This window comes from Myxococcus sp. AS-1-15 (assembly GCF_020037055.1).
Lineage (GTDB): Bacteria > Myxococcota > Myxococcia > Myxococcales > Myxococcaceae > Myxococcus > Myxococcus fulvus.
The window spans coordinates 47992-64555 of sequence record NZ_JAIQDF010000020.1 but is presented as its reverse complement, the minus strand read 5'-3'; the positions used below and the strand labels follow the sequence as shown (position 1 = coordinate 64555).

The window sequence follows — 16564 nt, the reverse complement described above, 5'->3', positions numbered from 1 at the left end:
ACTGCCTTTCGTCTGCCTTCAAGGACTTGCGGCGCGGCGGGGGCAGGCATTGACGTGTCAGGCTTCAGCCGCCTCGGGCGGACGACGCAGGGCGCTGACACGTCATGGACGGCGCGGACACGTCAACGCCCGGAGAGCCCCTGACGAGGAAAATTCCGGGCTGGACGTGATTGGGGGTCCGTGTCGATCTTCCCAGCGGATATTCGTCGCCGATTTGAAGGCGCCTTTTCGGCACCCTCTCGCACCTGGAGGAGCTCCCATGTCCTACATCGATGGTTTCGTCATCGCCGTGCCGACCGCGAACAAGGAGAAGTTCATCGACCACGCCCGCAAGGGCGACCCCGTCTTCATCAAGTACGGGGCCCTGCGCGTGCTCGAGTGTTGGGGGGACGACGTGCCGAGCGGCAAGCTCACCGACTTCCGCCGGGCCGTGCAGGCCAAGGACGACGAGACGGTGGTCTTCTCCTGGGTCGAGTGGCCCGACAAGGCCACGCGCGACGCCGGCATGGCGAAGATGATGGAAGACCCCGACATGAGCCCGGAGAAGAACCCGATGCCGTTCGACGGCGCGCGGATGATCTACGGCGGCTTCGCGCCGGTGGTCGAGCTGAAGAAGTAGCCAGGTCGAAAGCGCCGGGGGCTCAGGTCAAGAGCCGCCCCCGCGCGCCCTCGACGACCAGCTGCAGCAGGGGCGAATGCAGCCCGCCGCCGCCATGCTCGCTGACGCGGCTCCACTGGAGCTCGCCGGAGTCCGCGTCGAACGCCGTCAGGGTCTCCCGGTGCGAGACGATGACCTGCCCCTGCTCGACGAGCATCGTTCCGCCGGCGAACGTCGACGACTGCTCGGAGTCCACGCGCTGGGCCCAGAGCAGGCGCCCGCTCCCGGCGTCGAGCGCGTGGACCTCCAGGAAGACCCTCTTCGTGAACGTCCCCTCGGCCCCGCCGGAGAACACGAACACGCGCCCCTCGCGCAGCTCCGCGTACGTCGGCCGGGGCCGCACGCCCGGCACCGACTTGCCGGGCAGGGCGAAGGTCCACACCGTGTCGCCGCTGGCGCGCTCATACGCCGCGACGAGTCCGTTGAAGGCCGTGATGAGTAGGGAGCCGGGCGCTGGCGAGGTGTCGTTCATGCCACGCCGGGATACCACAACCCTATTGCGCCAGCGTGGAGCGGTACGAGGCCAGGGTGCACCGCATGCGCTGCACCTGCTCCGCGGTGAAGCCCGTCATGCACGCGTCATCCGTCAGCTCCATGTAGTTCTGCACGGGCACGGGCGCACCGCCGCAGCTGGTGAGCCCCACGGGGCAGCCCTTGTGGGACGTGACGTTGGGCGCCGTGTCACAGATGCGGTCGCCCGTGGTGTAGCAAGCCGGCGCCGTGGCGATGCCACAACCCTCGTAGTACGTGTGGAACAGGCCCAGGTAGTGGCCCACCTCGTGCGTGACGGTCCTCCCCTGGTGATACGGCACCACGGGCCCCACGCGGCCGAAGGCCAGCCAGTTGATGACCACCCGGTCCTGCGGCTGCCCCACCGCGCCCGAGGGGTCCGCGGGGAGGAAGGGCACATACCCGCGCGAGCCGCCCGCGCTGTTCGTGTAGAGGTTCAGGTAGCGCGTCGGGTCCCACGCAATGGTGTTCCAGTAGCTGCCCTGGTCCTGGTACCAGGTCGTGTTGCAATAGCGCTGGATGCCCGTCGTCGGGTTGCCCGCGGGGTCCTCGGTGGCGAGGAAGAACTCCAGCTTGCTGTCCACGCCCGCGGCCCCCGGCGTCCCTGTCAGCGCGCGGAAGTCCTCGTTGAGGACCGTGATTTGACTGTGCACCAGCGCGTCCGAGATGTTGCCGTTCGCGCACGCCGCATCCGAGATGAGGTGCACCACCACCGGGATGCGCCGCACCGTGGTGGGCTGCCACAGCGGCCCGGGCACGGTCTGCGCCAGGGAGCAATCCGAGGGCGTGAAGCTGGCCACGCGCAGCGCGGCCGCAGGCTCGGGCGCGACACAGCGGTCCGCGTGCAACGAGAAGACATCCGAGGAGAACAGCGCCAGGACGGAGGACACGAGGGCATGGGCTGGGAGCATGGGCCTCACGCTACCGAGCCACGCTGACGCCTTCCAGGTGGCCGGGGTGGGCGCATGGGGGGTGGAATGGTAGGAAGAAGGAATGGCTCGCGCTCGTCCCACATCGCCACGCTGCCCTCGGTGCAACGCGCCGTTCACCCTGGTCGCCGAGCAGGTGTTGTACACCTGTCACTACTGCAACGCGTCCATCGATACGCGGGGAGAGCAGGCTCCGCGTCCGCTCTATCAAGCTCCGTCAGCGACGGGTCCCAACAGGTTGCCGCTCGTCCTGGGCGCGGGGCTTGCCGTCATGCTGCTGGGCTCCGCGGCGGGCTTCTTCGCCATGGCGTCCTCGAGCGACTCCTACACGCCCCCGCCCGCGCGCGCCGAGCCACCCCCACCGCCCCCCGCCGCGCAGGTGCCGCCCTCGCCGCCCCCGAAGCCGCGGTTCGCGTGGGACATGGACAACACCCCCACGGTGACGGACGTCAACGGGGACGGCACGGACGACATCATCGGGACCATTCGTCGCGGCACGTCGTTCGACCGCTATTCCACGGCCGCCTTCGACGGGAAGACGCTCGAGCCCCTCTGGGAGGTGCCCATCGAAGGCGCGGCCCCCACGGACCTCGCCTCCCGCGAGCGCTACATCCGGCAGGGACCTCGGCTGGTGCGACGGGAGGCCATGGCGGTGAGCCTGCTGGAGCTGGCCACTGGCAAGGTGGTGGGGCGCGTGGCACTGTCAGACAAGCCCGACAAGCTCTGCATCCCCCAGGGGGACACCTCCTCCGTGTGGGTCTCGGTGATGGACCAGCGGAACATCCTGCTCGACACGACGACGGCGACCGCGCGCCCCGCCTCCCAGACTCCGCCCAACTGTCAGCCCCCCGAGCGCGGCCGCTACGACTGCTCCCCCGCCATCCACCGGAAGACCCATCTGCCGTGCTCGCTCGCCCTCAAGGCCCCGCCCATCCCGGGCTTCCGAGGGCAATATCGCTACACGGCGCATGGGCTCGACGTGGTGCTGGGCGCCCGGAACCCGGGGACGCGCGTCCCCATGGCGGCGGTGTTCGAGAAGGGCGCGAAGGAGCCCCTGTGGCACGGCGCCATCGCCGACATGGACATCGAGCAGGTCTTGGAGACCACGCCGGAGGCCCTCGATATCTCCGAGGACGCCCTCTTCGTGGCCTACCGGCTGAGGGCCGGCGGCATGCACCTGGTCCGCCGGGACGTGAGGACGGGGGCCGTCGTCTGGGACGTGCCCATCCCCCGCTCCAAGGACGGCTCGCTCGTCACCAGCTTTCGCAAGCAGGGGGACCGGCTCTACGTGCCCCACTGGATGTGGCTGGATGTCTTCGACGCGAAGACGGGCAACGTGATTGGCACCCTCGGCACCTGGTAGCCGAGGGCGCCTTTCTGGGACTCAGCGAGCCGCCGACCACAGGCGCACCACCAGGGCCGCCAGCGCGGACACGGTCGCAAGCAACGTCACCGCGCCCCAGCCCCACCCGGCCAGCACGAGGCTGCCGCTCACCGCGCCCAGCGACATGCCGATGAACACGCAGACGAACAGCACCGCGTTGAGCCGGCTGCGCGCGGCGGGGTCGATGCCGAACACCATCGTCTGATGCGCCACCAGCGTCATCTGCACGCCCAGGTCGAAGCCAATCGCGCTGGCGCCGAACAACCACAGCCGCGCATCCGGCTGGAGCCACGGTGAGGCGAACATCGCGGCGAACGCCACCGCCGTCAGCCCCGCGCCCAGCCGCGTGACGAGCTCGGGCCCGAAGCGGTCCGACACGCGCCCGGCGATGGGCGCGCCCAGGGCCCCCGCCGCGCCCGCCAGGCCGAAGGCGCCCGCCGCCGCGCTGCCCAGGTGGAACGGCGCGCCATGCAGCATCACCGCGAGCGTGGACCAGAACGCGCTGAAGCCCACCGAGAGCAGCCCCTGGGCCAGCGCGGCCCGGCGCAGCGCCCCGTGCTTGCGCCACAGGCCCACGAGCGAGCCGAGCAGCGCGCCGTAGGACAGCGTGCTCGTCGGACGGAAGGCCGGCAGCCCGCGCCACACCACCGCGCCAATCACCACCACGCTGCCCGCGGCCATCAGGTACATGGCGCGCCAGCCGAGCTGCTCGGCCACCACGCCGCTGACGACCCGCGAGAGCAGGATGCCGAGCAGCAGGCCCGTCATCACCGTCCCGACGACACCTCCGCGCTCCTTCTCGGGAGCCAGGGTGGCCGCGGCGGGCACGATGTCCTGCGCCACCGTCGCCGTGAGCCCCACCACGAAGCTCACCACCAGCAGCGGACCGATGGCGGGCGCCAGGCCGCTGAGCAGCAGCGCCACCGCGAGCAGGCCGACCTTGATGAGGATGATGCGGCGCCGGTCGAAGCGGTCCCCCAGCGGCGTCAGCAGCAGGATGCCCAGCGCGTAGCCCAGCTGGGTGAGCGTGGGCAAGAGTCCCACCGCCGTGTCCGAGGCGCCGATGGAGGAGCCCATCACCCCCAGCATCGGCTGGCTGTAGTAGAGCGAGGCCACCGAGAACCCGGCGCTCGCCGCCAAAAGCAGGCGCAGCCCCCTCGACATCGAGCCCGAGTCTCCGGGGCCCACCAGGGCGAGCCGAGGCGCGCGGGCCTCGTCCGAGGGCAGCGCGCCTCTTCCGGCGGGTTCATGTACAGCGCGAATGAAGGACATGACGTTCACCTGGGTTGCTGCGAGTCGAGGTGAAGGTGTCCCAGAGCGGCGGTCCATGGTAGTAGCGGGGTCCGCACAGCGGATATACGCTCCACGTATAACGCCATGCCCCGCCCCCCCAAGTCCGCTCGGCCGCGTGCCCTCCCGAAGCCGCCGCCCACCACCGCCGACCGGCTCGAGCTGATGCAGACCTTCCTGCGCATCGTCGACGCCGGGAGCCTGTCCTCGGCCGCCGCGCAGCTCGGCACCACGCAGCCCACGGTGAGCCGTCGCCTCCAGGCGCTGGAGCGCTCGCTCGGCCTGCGGCTGCTGCAGCGCTCAACCCACGCGATGAAGCTCACCGAGGACGGCGCGCGCTGCTACGAGCGGGCGAAGGAGCTGCTCGCCAACTGGGAGATGTTCGAGGCCGACCTGCGCGGCGCGAGCGACGAGCCGGAGGGCACGCTGCGCGTCGTCGTCCCCCACGCCTTCGGCCAGCAGCTCCTGGTGGAGCCGCTGACGGAGTACCTGCACCGGCACCCGCGCGTCAGCGTCGAGTGGCTGCTGCACGACCGCGCGGTGGACTTCATCGCGGACGGCATCGACTGCGCGATTCACGTCGGCGAGGTGAAGGACCCCAGCGTGGTGGCCATCCGCGTGGCGGAGGTGCCGCGCATCGTCGCCGCCGCGCCCTCGGTGCTGACGGGGCGCTCCCGGCCCACCCACCCCGACGAGCTGGCGCGACTGCCCTGGCTGTCGCTGCGCACCTTCTATCGCAACGAGCTGTCATTGACCCACGTGGCCACGGGTGAGGCCCAGCCCATCGCCTTCCAGCCGCGCCTGAGCACCGACAGTCTTTACGCATTGAGGAGCGCGGCGCTGAAGGGGCTCGGCATCTGCGTGGCCTCGGCGTGGGTGCTGCACGAGGACATCGTGAAGGGCCGGCTCGTCCACCTGGTGCCGGAGTGGCAGGCCTCCGCCCTGCCCATGTACCTGCTCTACCCCGCCGCGCGGTTCCATCCCGCGAGGCTGCGCAAGTTCGTGGCCCTGATGCGCGAGCTGATTCCCACCGCGCTCGCCGTGGCCACGCGCAAGCAGTGAGACCTCGCGAAACACAGACATCGCCTCCCCGCAGGTAGCCCCCGCAGACAGCGGGGCCCCGCCCGAGTTCCCCGGCACATCTCACCAGAATGCCACAGCCCGATTGTCTGATGCCCGCCGTTCGGGCCGACGCGTTTGTGTTCATCTATTTCGTGCCTTAGACATGGAGTGCTGGATTTATCCGAGAGTCCGGCGGCGCCCGCTGGCGTCTCACGTCCAAAGAAAGGCATGACCATGAAGAAGCTGCTCCTGGGAATGTTCCTGGCAACACTGTCGCTCGTCGGCTGTGGCCCCGAGGAGGCGAACCTGCCGGAGACCGGACAGGTGATGACCACGGAGGATGGCCGCGAGCTGGTCATCGAGCAGCGGTCGGCCGAGCCCGGTGAGGAAGCGCCGGATGTCGATGCCGCCAACGTGAGTGTGGACGAGGACAGTCTCGCCTGCTGGGTGGTGCTCAACTATTGCCGGCACCCGGATACGGGGCGGCCGCATTGCACGGCCACCGGCTGCACCATCGCCCAGGCCATCAAGCATTGTCAGGCGCTCATCAGGAAGACCTGCTGAGCCTTCACCGCGGCAGACGCATGGGACCTCTCGGCCGTGGCCGAGAGGTCCGAAGGTGACAACGAATGGCACGGGGCTTCAGCGGGGAGCGGGCGGCTGGTCGAGTCCCACGAAGGTCCGGAAGAAGCGCTCGGGGTCCATGGCCACCGAGATGAAGGTCCGGGTGCCTTGTGCCAGCTCGGAGCCCCACTCCCCGCGCTCGCGCACCACCTCCACCTGTGCCCAGGTGACGATTCCGGGGTCGATGGCCGCGCACGCGGCGAGGGGGTCGTGCAGGAGCTTGCCTTCGGGCCGCTGCGCCAGGTAGCGCTCCATGGCTTCGAAGATGAGCGTAAGCCCGGGCGTCGCGGAGGCGTGGGGCTTCATGCGCTCGTGGAAGGCGCCGTCGTAGGCCACGCCATGGGTGACGTTCTTGGACACCAGCTCTCGGCGACCCACCCGGTCCGAGGACAGGGCCAGCAGCGCGCCCTTGGGGTCTCCGTTGAAGTTGAAGGTCGGGCAGGTGCGCAGGCCCGCGAACTTGGGCAGCCGGTGCTCCGGAGGGACCACGTTGTCGCCCGCGAAGCCGCCCTGCGCCACCCACCGGTGCAGGTGGACGTCCGGGTGGTGCTCCAGGAGCAGCCGCAGGTTCTGGAGCGGTGCGCCCGTCAACAGCGTCGCCTGGGGATACCGCCTGAGCGTGCGAGCCAGCACCTCGTGCGCCAGGGCATCCGGCGCGGCGGGAGCCAGCGGTCCCAGCCACTTCGTGTGGAAGGCGGAGAGGCTCTCCTTCTGTGATTCCGGATTGCGCGCGCCCACGGGCACGTCTCCCCGGCCAGCCCGCGCGAGCAGGTGCCTCACCATTCCCACCTGGGCGAGCGTGCCCGGCGTCACGGTCACCGCCCGCAGGGTGACGGCGGGGTGTGTGGCCAGCAGGCAGAGGGTGAGCGCGTCGTCGGGGTCGCTCGTCTCCATGTCGAAGAGGATGTCAAAGGCCATGAGTGACTCCGGGGCGTGACGTCCTCGTCGAAGCACGTCGGTGACGGGCGGCGGGGACGACGGATGAGGGGCTCACCCGTGCGTCGCGCCTGACGCACTGCTGGACGAGGTCCTGAACGGCCCGGGGCGGATTCGCGGCGAGCAGGACCTGGCTTCTGGCGACAGGCGTCTAGAGGATGGCCCTGACGAAGAGGGACGCGACCCACACGGCCCAGAGGAGCGAGAGGGCGAGCAGGACGGCGGCGATCGGGCGGACCCACTTCGGCGATTTGTCGCGCCAGGGCAGGAGCATCAGGTAGCCGCCCGCCAGGGAGGGGATGGGGAGCAGGTTCAGGGACGCCATCCGCGCGCTCATGATGCCCCAGGCCCGGACCAGCTCTCCTTCACGGAGCAGGCCGACGAAGCGCTCCACGCGACCCGGCAGCGCGGAGAGGTTGAACACGGCGGGGAAGCCCTCGGTGAATTGATGGAAGCCCTCCGCGGGCCCCAGGCACGCCATGGCGACGCCAATCTGCACGTACCAGGGCACCGCCAGGGCCAGTGCGTGCAGCGGGGGTGGCAGCTTGAGCAGCCGGCTCTTGAGCGGCTCCGTGGAGCCTTCCTCGGCTTCTGGAACGAACGACGCGGAGCTGCCCAGGGTGATGGGATGCAGGCTCCAGCCGATGCCCGCCATGCGCCACGCCACCAACTGGGGCCCATAGCCGATGCGAACCGCGAGCGGCCGTGCCCCCAAGGCGCTCGCGACCACCGCCTGCGCCAACGCCCACATCACGTTGACCGCGAGGAACAGCACCCACAGCCAGAAGAAGAGGGCGACCCTGTCCATGGGCGGAACTCTATCTTCTTCCCATGGGAAAGACCCCGGGTCGGTCCGGACGCCCGGTGCGCCCTGTCTCGATGACGCAACAGGGCACGACTCATGAGCGTGTGTCTTTAGCAATCGATTGTGACTGGAATCCCGGCGCCAGGAGGCGCCAACACCCAAGAGCGCCTCCCGGCCGCTGCTCGCATCCCAGGCTCAGTATCTGAACGAGACCACTCCGCTGCAGCTCGTGCTGCCATAGCAACCCGCGACGATGGTGTATGACCCCGAGGACAGAAGCCTCAGCGAGATGCTCGACGCCGTCCCACACACCCCGCCGAAGTCATCATTCCCCTAGCCCGAGGTCGAAGGCGCCCCTGACCAGACGAAGCGCCCTTCTTGCGCCTGGTCATTGAATGGACAAACCAAGGATTGCCGTCGCGCGCCGTAAACCACTCACACAGTCGTCTGTCAATGACTCCTCACGGGGCGCCCTCTGGCACACCCTCTTTTCACCCCAAATGCAAACATCCACCCCAACAGGGGCGTCACGCCAGACCCAGCTTCATGATTGCGATTACCGCGCCGGCGCAAATCCTCACAAGCGCGTCGAGCCCGCGATGACCACAGGGTCGAGGTCCATGTCCGCTTCCTCATCCTCGGGTGCGGCCGCCCCCAGCCACTACCCCGTCCCCTGTCAGAGGCTGTAAGCACGCCCCATGAGAAACCACGCCAGCCTCCTGCTCCTGCCGCTCCTCTCGCTGTTCGCCTGCGCTCCGACGGAGGGCCCACCGGACGGTGAACCCCAGACGGGCGAGGCGCCCCAGGCTGCCGTGACGCCGCTGCGCGCGAAGGCGCTCGGGCGCATGCGCAACGCGGCGAAGTACTTCCACGACAACGTCGCGCGGCACGGCGGCTACGCGTGGCACCACAACGCCAGCAACCTGAGCGAGCGCTGGGGGGACATCCAGCTCGACGAAGAGCAGATCATGATTCAGTCCCCCGGCACGTCCGACGTCGCCATCGCCTTCGTCGAGGCCGCCCTCGCCGACCCCGCCACCCCCGCGCTCAAGACCTACGCGCTGGACACGGCGATGGCGCTGCGTCACGGACAGGTGAAGTCGGGAGGCTGGCGCCTCTACGCCGACTTCAAGCCGACGCCGACGCTGCGGGCCTGCTACCTCAACACCACGGCGAGCTGTGGCTGCGGCGGCTGCTCCACCACGGCCTATGACGACCAGGTCACCCAGAACGCCCTCATCGCGATGATGCGCGTGGACCAGCTGCTCGGGTTCGCCAACGCGGACATCTCCAGCGCCTCGGCGTACGCCCGCGCGCGGATGGAGACCTCGCAGTACCCCACCCACGGCGGCTTCCCCCAGGGGTTCTCCGCCCCCGTCGCCGCCCGGCCCGCGCTGGTGGCGAGCTACCCTCCGTCCATCGGGACCTCCTGCGGCCTGGCCCAGTGCCACGCGAATGCGTACACCACCGAGTACTGGGATGACCCGACGCTGAACGACAACCTCGCGACCGCCTTCGTCGAGATGCTGTACTGGGCCCAGGAGGTCTACCCGGCCCGGGCCGCGACGTATCAGTCCATGCGCGCCGCCTTCGGCGACTTCCTGCGCCGGGCGCAGATGCCCCCGCCCCAGCCCGCGTGGGCACAGCAGTACGACGGCCAGATGCAGCCCCGCTGGGCGCGCAGCTGGGAGGCCCCCGCCATCGCCGGACAGGAGAGCCAGGACGTCATGTGGGCCCTGCTCCGCCTCTACCAGCTCGACCCCAGCGTCCCCGCGAACCGCGATGCCGTCGCCACCGCCCTCGCCTACCTGGAGACGGTCGACTTCGCCAACGACACGCTCATCCACCGCTACATCGAGCTCGATGACACGGCCCCGTCGAACATCGGCTTCTACACCGTGAAGGCCGGTGGCTATCCGGTCCGCTTCTCCTCGGCGGCGCCCACCTACCAGAACTACGCCTGGGAGGTCCCCTCGCAGCTGGCCGCCCTCCGCGCCGAGTACACCCGGCTGGCGACCGACACCACCGTGATGAAGCGCACGTGCCAGCAGCTGCGCTACGACACGGCGCAGGCCGTCGACGCCGCCGTCAACAACGAGAAGTGGCTCACGACCTACAGCCCGGGTGGACCTCGCAGCGGCGCCCCCCCCGGCGACTACCTCGACACGAGCACCTTCGTCCGGAACCTGCGCACCCTCGCCGAGTTCGTCACGCGCACCACGACCGACTGCACGGCATGGAATTACTGATGCATCCCTGATACCACTCGGCGGACCCGGACTCCGGGCCCTGCCCGGAATATCTCCGGCCCTGGAATCTTCATGGGACGTCGTCGTTCGGAGGCAGGCACCAGGCCGACGAATGGACCCGCATCGTCGGCGAACCGCGGGACCGGGGCGCTCGGGTCCCCGAGGACAGCCGCTACGTCTTCCCCGTCAAGCTCATCCCTCGCTGACGCGCACCACGAGCTTGCCGACGTTCTTCCCCTGGAGCATCCCGATGAACGCCCCCGGGGCGTTCTCCAACCCGTCCACGGTGTCCTCGAGCAGCTTCACGCGGCCCTCGGCCACCCACGCGTCCATGTCCCGGCGGAAGGCGTCGTAGCGGACGCCATAGTGGTCGAGGATGATGAAGCCCTGCGCGCGGACGCGCTTCGTCTGGAAGACGGACATCACCTTCGGCAGCAGGTTCGGACCGGGTGGCGGCGCGTCCTCGTTGTAGCTGGCGATGGTCCCGCACAACGGCACGCGCGCGTGGTGGTTGAGCAGCGGCACCACCGCCTCGAACACCTCACCGCCCACGTTCTCGAAGTAGACGTCGATGCCGCGCGGGCAGGCGGCGGCCAGACGCTCGGCCAGCTTCGGCTCGCGCCGGTCCAGGCACACGTCGAAGCCCAGCACCTCCACGGCGTAGCGGCACTTGTCCGCCCCGCCCGCGATGCCCACCACCCGCGCGCCCTTCAGCTTCGCGACCTGCCCCACCACCGCGCCCACCGCCCCCGTCGCCGCGGCCACCACCACCGTCTCCCCCGCCTTCGGCTCCCCGATGTCGAGCAGCCCCACATGCGCGGTGAACCCGGGCATGCCGAGCACCCCGAGCGCCAGCGACGGCTGCTGCATCTCACCGAGCGCCACCAGGTCCTGCCCATCCGACAGCGCGTAGTCCTGCCAGCCCGCGTTGCCGAGCACCAGGTCCCCGACGCGGAAGCTGGGATTGCGCGAGGCGACGACGCGATTGACGGTGCCGCCCACCATCGGCGCCCCCACCGCGACCGAAGCATCGGCATACGCCGGAGGGACTTCATTCATCATCGGGCGCATGTACGGGTCGAGCGACAGGGACAGGGTGCGCAGCAGCACCTGCCCTTCGCCCGGCGTCGGCACGGCTGTCTCCTCGATGCGGAAGTGGGTGGACGTCGGAAGCCCACGCGGACGCGCTGCGAGGACGACTCGACGGTTGCGGACATCGCTCTGACTCATGGCTGCGGACTCCTGGGGTGTAGGGACCTACGAGATGCCCAACCGACGCCGCGTGTCGGCCATCGCCGTGTCCAGCGGGGCGCGGTCGCGGGAAATCTTCGCGAGCAGCCCGGCGCCGAGCCACGTCTGGTACAGCGCGAGCGCCAACGCCCGCGAGTGCTCCGTCGTCGTCAGCGAGCCGTCCTCGCGGCCCGCATCGAGACAGCGCTCCAACCGGTCGATGATGCCCTGCGTGCCGCGCTCCAACGCCGCGCGCATGCTCTCCGACAAATCACAGACCTCCGCGCCGAGCTTCACGACGAGACAGCGGCTCACCGCCGATTCGTCCGTCTGCGACGCGAACCAGTCCTGGAAGTACGCCATCAGCCGCTGTACGGAAGAGCCCGGCGCCGCCAGCAGCGCATCCATCCGCGACTGGTAGTCGGCGAAGTACGCGTCCAGCACCGCCTGGCCGAACGCCTCCTTGGAGCCGAAGTAGTAATAGAACGAGCCCTTGGGCACCTTCGCCGCCGCCAGCACCTCGGCCAGCCCCACCGCCGTGAAGCCCTTGCTCACCAGCAGCGGATGCGCCGCCTCGAGGATGTGTCGCCGGACGTCCTGGGAGGCCCCGCTCGCGCTCATGCGCCCATGGCTAACGACCAGTAGACCGGTCGTCTAGTCGTTCTTTCGTAGAGCAGGCGACCGCCAGGACATGAGCCCAGGACTTGCGCTGACTGAATGACCGGATTGCAAATCCAGTCAATGAGTTCCGACCCACGCACCGCCATCCTCAACGCCGCCGGAGAGGTCTTCGGCCGCTACGGCTTCAAGAAGGCCTCGGTCGAGGACATCGCCAAACGCGCCGGGGTGGGCAAGGGCAGCATCTACCTGCACTTCGAGAACAAGGAAGCCCTCTTCGAGGCCTGCGCCCAGCAGGAGTTCGCGCGGAGCCTGGCCGAGCTGCGGAGCAGGCTGCGCGACGCGAGGACGCCCGTGGAACAGGTCCGCGCCTACATCCACTGTCGCATGGAGCAGAACGGCCGGTCGCCCGCGGGGCAGCGCATCGACATGGAAACCCTGCTCGACCTCGGCGAGGCGGCGACCCACCTGATTCCCAAGATGGTGGACGACGAGACGGGCGTCCTGGCGGCCATCATCGAGAACGACGAACACGGCGGGCCTCACGGGACAGACGACCACGTGGACCGCGGGCCTGGCCCTGTCCTGGAACCTGTTCGACGGCGGGCTGCGCGAGGCCAACCTGCGCGAGTCCTCGGGCAAGATTGCCGAGGCCAACGCCGACCTGCGGGGCGCGGAGGAGCAGATTCGCGACCAGGTGCGCAAGGCGCGCGGCGAGCTGGAGACCGCCGAGGTCAACCTCGCCACGGCCGAGGAGCGGGTGAAGCTGGCCGTGGAGAGCGCGCGCCTGGCGAAGGAGAGCTTCGATGCCGGCGCCTCGACGTACCTCCAGGTGACGGACGTCAACGCGACACTCGCCAGCGCGCAGCTCTCCTCCGTGGCCGAGGCGCTCAACGTGCAGCTGTCACGGCTGGCCCTGGCGCGGGCGATGGGCCTGTTCGACCCCACCGGCCACTCGCTGGCGAAGCCGTAGAGTACCTGGGAGGCGCCGCGAGTGCCCGGGCCTGCCCCGCGTGCGGTGTCCCGTTCGTCGCGCCTCCGGGAGGCGACCTCTGAGTCCGTCACCCTGACCTCACGCCGCGCGCTGCAAGCGGCGCTTGTACCGGTCTCCCCAGTCGCGCAGGCCCAGGAGCACCGGCTCCAGCGAGCGGCCGAACGGGGTGAGCTCGTACTCCACGCGGGGCGGCACCTCCGGGTAGACGGTGCGCTTGACGAGCCCGTCCTCCTCCAGCTCGCGAAGCTGGAGCGTGAGCATGCGCTGGCTGCAGTTCGGCAGCCGCTTGCGCAGCTCCCCGAAGCGATGCGTGCCCTTGAGCAACCAGTACAGCACCACGCCCTTCCAGCGCCCACCGATGACGCCGAGGGCGGCCTCCACCGCGCAGTTCGTCTTCGAATCATCGTCGCGCTTGCGAGCCATGGTTCCCTTTTTGTGCGTACTGGCCAAACTTGTGCGTACTTGCGGAGAAATAACCCGAAACGTACGTCTGCACCATGAAGACATGGGAACTGCAGCCGAGGCCGGGGTTCGATGCACTCACGCGGGCCGAGCGCCCGTCGCAGAGCGTGGGCTCGCACGAGGTGAAGGTCCGCGTCAGGGCGGTGTCGCTCAACTACCGCGACCTGCTCATCACCCGGGGGGCGGAAAAGAACCTCTCCTCTCCCCGCGTGCCCGTCTCCGACGGCGCCGGCGAAGTGCTGGAGGTGGGCTCGGCCGTCACCCGCTGGAAGGTGGGCGACCCGGTGATGGCCAACTTCTTCCCCCACTGGGTGGACGGCGAGCTGAGCGACGCGCACCACGCCAGCGCGCTCGGCGGCTCTCTCGCCGACGGCATGCTGCGCGAGGAGGTGGTGCTCCCCGAGCACGCCTGGGTGCGCATCCCGAAGGGGTACTCGTTCGAGGAGGCGGCCACCCTCCCCTGCGCCGGGCTCACCGCGTGGCAGGCGCTGTTCGAGGTCACCTCGCTCCGGCCGGGTGAGACGGTGCTGCTACAGGGCTCGGGCGGCGTGTCCGTGTTCGCGCTGCAGCTGGCGAAGGCCGCGGGCGCGCGGGTGCTGATGACGTCGAGCAGCGCGGACAAGGCGGTGCGGCTGCGCGAGCTGGGCGCGGAGGAGGTCATCGACTACCGCGCCGACGCGAAGTGGGGCGAGCGGGCCAAGGCGCTCACCGGCGGCCGGGGCGTGGACCTGGTGGTCGACGTGGGCGGACAGGCCACCTTCGACCAGTCCTCCGCGGCGCTGCGCTACGGCGGCTCCATGAGCATGCTCGGCGTGCTCACCGGAGCCCGGGGCGAGGTCAACCTGGGCGCGGTGTTCCAGCGGCGGCAGACGGTGCACGGCGTCTACGTGGGCTCGGTCTCCATGTTCGAGCGCTTCGTCGCGGCCCTGGAGCACAACCGCATCAAGCCCGTCATCGACCGCGTGTTCCCCTTCGAGGAGGCCCGCGCCGCCTGGGAGCACCTGGCCAGCGCGCAGCACCTGGGCAAGGTCGTGGTGAGCCTCCCATGAACGTCCTCATCGTCTACGCGCACCCCGAGCCCCGCTCGCTCAACGGCGCGCTGAAGAACCTGGCGGTGAGCCACCTCACCGGGCTCGGGCACACGGTGCGGGTCTCGGACCTGTACGCGATGAACTGGAAGGCCACCGCCGACGCGGGCGACTTCCTGGCGCACCCCGAGGGAGAGCGGCTGGCCTATGCCCGGGCCTCGAAGGCCGCCTTCGCGGGCGGCACGCAGCGCGCGGACGTGGTGGCCGAGCAGCAGAAGCTGCTCTGGGCCCAGGCCGTCATCTTCCAGTTCCCGCTGTGGTGGTTCTCGATGCCGGCCATCCTGAAGGGCTGGGTCGACCGGGTCTTCGCCTACGGCTTCGCCTATGGCGTGGGCGTGCACGGCGGCGAGCGCTGGGGAGACCGCTACGGAGAGGGCACCCTCACCGGACGCCGCGCGATGCTCTCCGTCACGATTGGCGGACGGGCCCCGCACTACACGGAGCGCGGCGTGAATGGCGCGCTCGATGACCTGCTCTTCCCCATCCAGCACGGCGTCATCTACTACCCCGGCATGGAGGCGCTCCCGCCGTTCAGCCTCTACATGTCCGACCGCCTCACGCCCGAGGAATGGCCGTCCGTGGAGGAGGCCTACAAGGCTCGGCTGGACGGATTGTTCACGGACGCGCCCATTCCGTTCCGCAGGCAGAACGGCGGGCACTACGACACCCAGCAGGTGTTGAAGCCGGGCCTCGGGCTCGGCGCGGGGGGCACGCGCATCCACCTGCTCCAGCCGGGTGAGCCGGAGCAGCACCGACTCACCTCGACGACGTCCGGATGAACCGCCCGGTCAGTTCACGAGGAAGTCGGCCAGCGACGACACGTCCGATGCGCAGTGGCCACCATAGAGCGGGTGCCACTCGGTCTTGACGCCGCGCTGGCGGGCGAGCTGGGCCAGGCGCTCGGTGCCTTCGTAGTTGCCGTAGGCATCGTAGAGACCGCAGGAGAGATAGAGCTCCGGCGTGCCGGGCCCCGCCTGGGAGATCAACTCCAGGGGCGAGACGCGGCGCCACTCGGCTTCGTCGGCCACGTACCTGCGCGCCAGCAGCCAGACGCCGAAGACGATCTTCGGATTGGCCCCGGTGCGCTCCATCGAGGCCCGGAGGGTTCCGAGGGAGGAGAACGGCGAGTCGAGATAGACGCCCGGGCAGAGCGCCGCGACCTTCGCGAACCGCGTCGGATGCGAGAGGCCCGCGACGAGGACATTGAGGCCGCCCATCGACTCTCCCAGCAGCATCCGCCGCCGGGGGCGCCCCACCTTGGCTTCGAGCGCGGGCAGCCGTGACATGAAGTCCTCGAGCAGCCCGCTGTCCTCCTGCTTTCCCTTCGGCGTCAGCAGCCACGTCGGACCGTAGGAGACGGTGACGACGGTGGGCGGCAGGACTCCCGCGGCGTGCCAGCGCGCCTGCAGCATGCCGGTGAAGTAGGTGTCGTCGTTCCAGAGCGTCTCATCGAGCTTGCGTCCGTGGTGATGGTAGACGACGTCACCATTGGTGCCCGCCGCGGCGGTGTTGATGCAGTAACGAAGTGGACCTTCCGAATCGCACACCTGACTCGCGGGCGGGAACGAGGCCTTCTGGTCGCCGCGGCTGCGCGTGAGTTCCGTCCACGCGAACCAGGACACGATGGAGAGCAAGACGACGGGCAGCAGGTATCGAACCCGCCGTCCAGGGCGAGGCATGGGCATGGTTGAGGTATCCGATGGGAGAGGTGCCGTGACGACCGAC

At 69.6% G+C, this 16564-nt stretch carries 17 protein-coding genes and 1 pseudogene; 9 read left to right on the top strand and 9 right to left on the bottom strand.

Annotation, left to right across the window (positions count from 1 at the left end):
• Positions 1 to 259 precede the first annotated feature (259 nt).
• Positions 260 to 619, top strand: coding sequence for a DUF1428 domain-containing protein (locus K8625_RS37995; RefSeq protein WP_223785454.1), 360 nt, complete (start codon positions 260 to 262; stop codon positions 617 to 619).
• Between the two features lie 22 nt (positions 620 to 641).
• Here the strand turns inward: K8625_RS37995 and K8625_RS37990 are convergent, their stop codons facing one another.
• Both K8625_RS37990 and K8625_RS37985 read right to left on the bottom strand, forming a co-directional pair.
• Positions 642 to 1130 carry a PQQ-binding-like beta-propeller repeat protein gene (locus tag K8625_RS37990; RefSeq protein ID WP_223785453.1) on the bottom strand — a complete coding sequence of 163 codons (489 nt, stop codon included), beginning with the start codon at positions 1128 to 1130 and terminating at the stop codon, positions 642 to 644.
• Positions 1131 to 1152: 22 nt separating this feature from the next.
• Positions 1153 to 2079: a zinc metalloprotease gene (locus K8625_RS37985; RefSeq protein WP_223750218.1), complete on the bottom strand. Its 927-nt coding sequence runs from the start codon at positions 2077 to 2079 to the stop codon at positions 1153 to 1155.
• 82 nt (positions 2080 to 2161) lie between these two features.
• On the opposite strand from K8625_RS37985, the gene K8625_RS37980 reads away from it, so the two are divergent.
• Complete coding sequence (locus K8625_RS37980) at positions 2162 to 3460, top strand: hypothetical protein (protein ID WP_223785452.1); 1299 nt, start codon at positions 2162 to 2164, stop codon at positions 3458 to 3460.
• Between the two features lie 21 nt (positions 3461 to 3481).
• Here the strand turns inward: K8625_RS37980 and K8625_RS37975 are convergent, their stop codons facing one another.
• Positions 3482 to 4753: an MFS transporter gene (locus K8625_RS37975; RefSeq protein WP_223785451.1), complete on the bottom strand. Its 1272-nt coding sequence runs from the start codon at positions 4751 to 4753 to the stop codon at positions 3482 to 3484.
• A gap of 105 nt (positions 4754 to 4858) precedes the next feature.
• On the opposite strand from K8625_RS37975, the gene K8625_RS37970 reads away from it, so the two are divergent.
• Both K8625_RS37970 and K8625_RS37965 read left to right on the top strand, forming a co-directional pair.
• Complete coding sequence (locus K8625_RS37970; RefSeq protein WP_223785450.1) at positions 4859 to 5833, top strand: LysR family transcriptional regulator; 975 nt, start codon at positions 4859 to 4861, stop codon at positions 5831 to 5833.
• 234 nt (positions 5834 to 6067) lie between these two features.
• Complete coding sequence (locus K8625_RS37965) at positions 6068 to 6397, top strand: YgdI/YgdR family lipoprotein (RefSeq protein WP_223785449.1); 330 nt, start codon at positions 6068 to 6070, stop codon at positions 6395 to 6397.
• Positions 6398 to 6475: 78 nt separating this feature from the next.
• Here K8625_RS37965 and K8625_RS37960 read toward each other — a convergent pair whose 3' ends face one another.
• Together K8625_RS37960 and K8625_RS37955 are read right to left on the bottom strand one after the other, a co-directional pair.
• Complete coding sequence (locus K8625_RS37960) at positions 6476 to 7375, bottom strand: nucleoside hydrolase (RefSeq protein WP_223785448.1); 900 nt, start codon at positions 7373 to 7375, stop codon at positions 6476 to 6478.
• A gap of 169 nt (positions 7376 to 7544) precedes the next feature.
• Entirely contained in the window at positions 7545 to 8201 is a 657-nt protein-coding gene (locus K8625_RS37955) for a hypothetical protein (RefSeq protein ID WP_223785447.1), read from the bottom strand.
• Positions 8202 to 8896: 695 nt separating this feature from the next.
• Here K8625_RS37955 and K8625_RS37950 point away from each other — a divergent pair.
• A complete protein-coding gene (locus K8625_RS37950) occupies positions 8897 to 10447 on the top strand; it encodes a pectate lyase (protein WP_223785446.1) in 1551 nt (516 codons plus the stop codon).
• Between the two features lie 192 nt (positions 10448 to 10639).
• Here the strand turns inward: K8625_RS37950 and K8625_RS37945 are convergent, their stop codons facing one another.
• Positions 10640 to 11677, bottom strand: a complete 1038-nt coding sequence (locus K8625_RS37945; protein ID WP_223785445.1) for an NADP-dependent oxidoreductase — start codon at positions 11675 to 11677, stop codon at positions 10640 to 10642.
• A gap of 27 nt (positions 11678 to 11704) precedes the next feature.
• Positions 11705 to 12298: a TetR/AcrR family transcriptional regulator gene (locus K8625_RS37940; protein WP_223752032.1), complete on the bottom strand. Its 594-nt coding sequence runs from the start codon at positions 12296 to 12298 to the stop codon at positions 11705 to 11707.
• Between the two features lie 96 nt (positions 12299 to 12394).
• Between K8625_RS37940 and K8625_RS44005 the strand changes: the two are divergent.
• Positions 12395 to 12523: pseudogene (locus K8625_RS44005) on the top strand (TetR family transcriptional regulator); the annotation flags it as partial.
• 346 nt (positions 12524 to 12869) lie between these two features.
• On the top strand, positions 12870 to 13268 hold the full coding sequence (locus K8625_RS37930) for a TolC family protein (protein WP_223785516.1): 399 nt from the start codon (positions 12870 to 12872) through the stop codon (positions 13266 to 13268).
• Positions 13269 to 13367: 99 nt separating this feature from the next.
• On the opposite strand, the gene K8625_RS37925 is transcribed toward K8625_RS37930, so the two are convergent.
• The gene (locus K8625_RS37925) at positions 13368 to 13712 is read right to left on the bottom strand and encodes a helix-turn-helix domain-containing protein (protein ID WP_046711907.1); all 345 of its coding nucleotides are present in this window, start codon (positions 13710 to 13712) and stop codon (positions 13368 to 13370) included.
• Between the two features lie 74 nt (positions 13713 to 13786).
• Here K8625_RS37925 and K8625_RS37920 point away from each other — a divergent pair, with 74 nt between their 5' ends.
• Both K8625_RS37920 and K8625_RS37915 read left to right on the top strand, forming a co-directional pair.
• A complete protein-coding gene (locus K8625_RS37920; RefSeq protein WP_223785444.1) occupies positions 13787 to 14800 on the top strand; it encodes an NAD(P)-dependent alcohol dehydrogenase in 1014 nt (337 codons plus the stop codon).
• Positions 14797 to 15618, top strand: a complete 822-nt coding sequence (locus K8625_RS37915) for an NAD(P)H-dependent oxidoreductase (RefSeq protein WP_223785443.1) — start codon at positions 14797 to 14799, stop codon at positions 15616 to 15618. Before K8625_RS37920 ends, K8625_RS37915 begins: the two co-directional genes overlap by 4 nt.
• A 9-nt stretch (positions 15619 to 15627) precedes the next feature.
• Here K8625_RS37915 and K8625_RS37910 read toward each other — a convergent pair whose 3' ends face one another.
• Positions 15628 to 16524 (bottom strand): alpha/beta hydrolase-fold protein, encoded by an 897-nt coding sequence (locus tag K8625_RS37910; RefSeq protein ID WP_223752035.1) that lies wholly within the window; start codon positions 16522 to 16524, stop codon positions 15628 to 15630.
• Positions 16525 to 16564 lie beyond the last annotated feature (40 nt).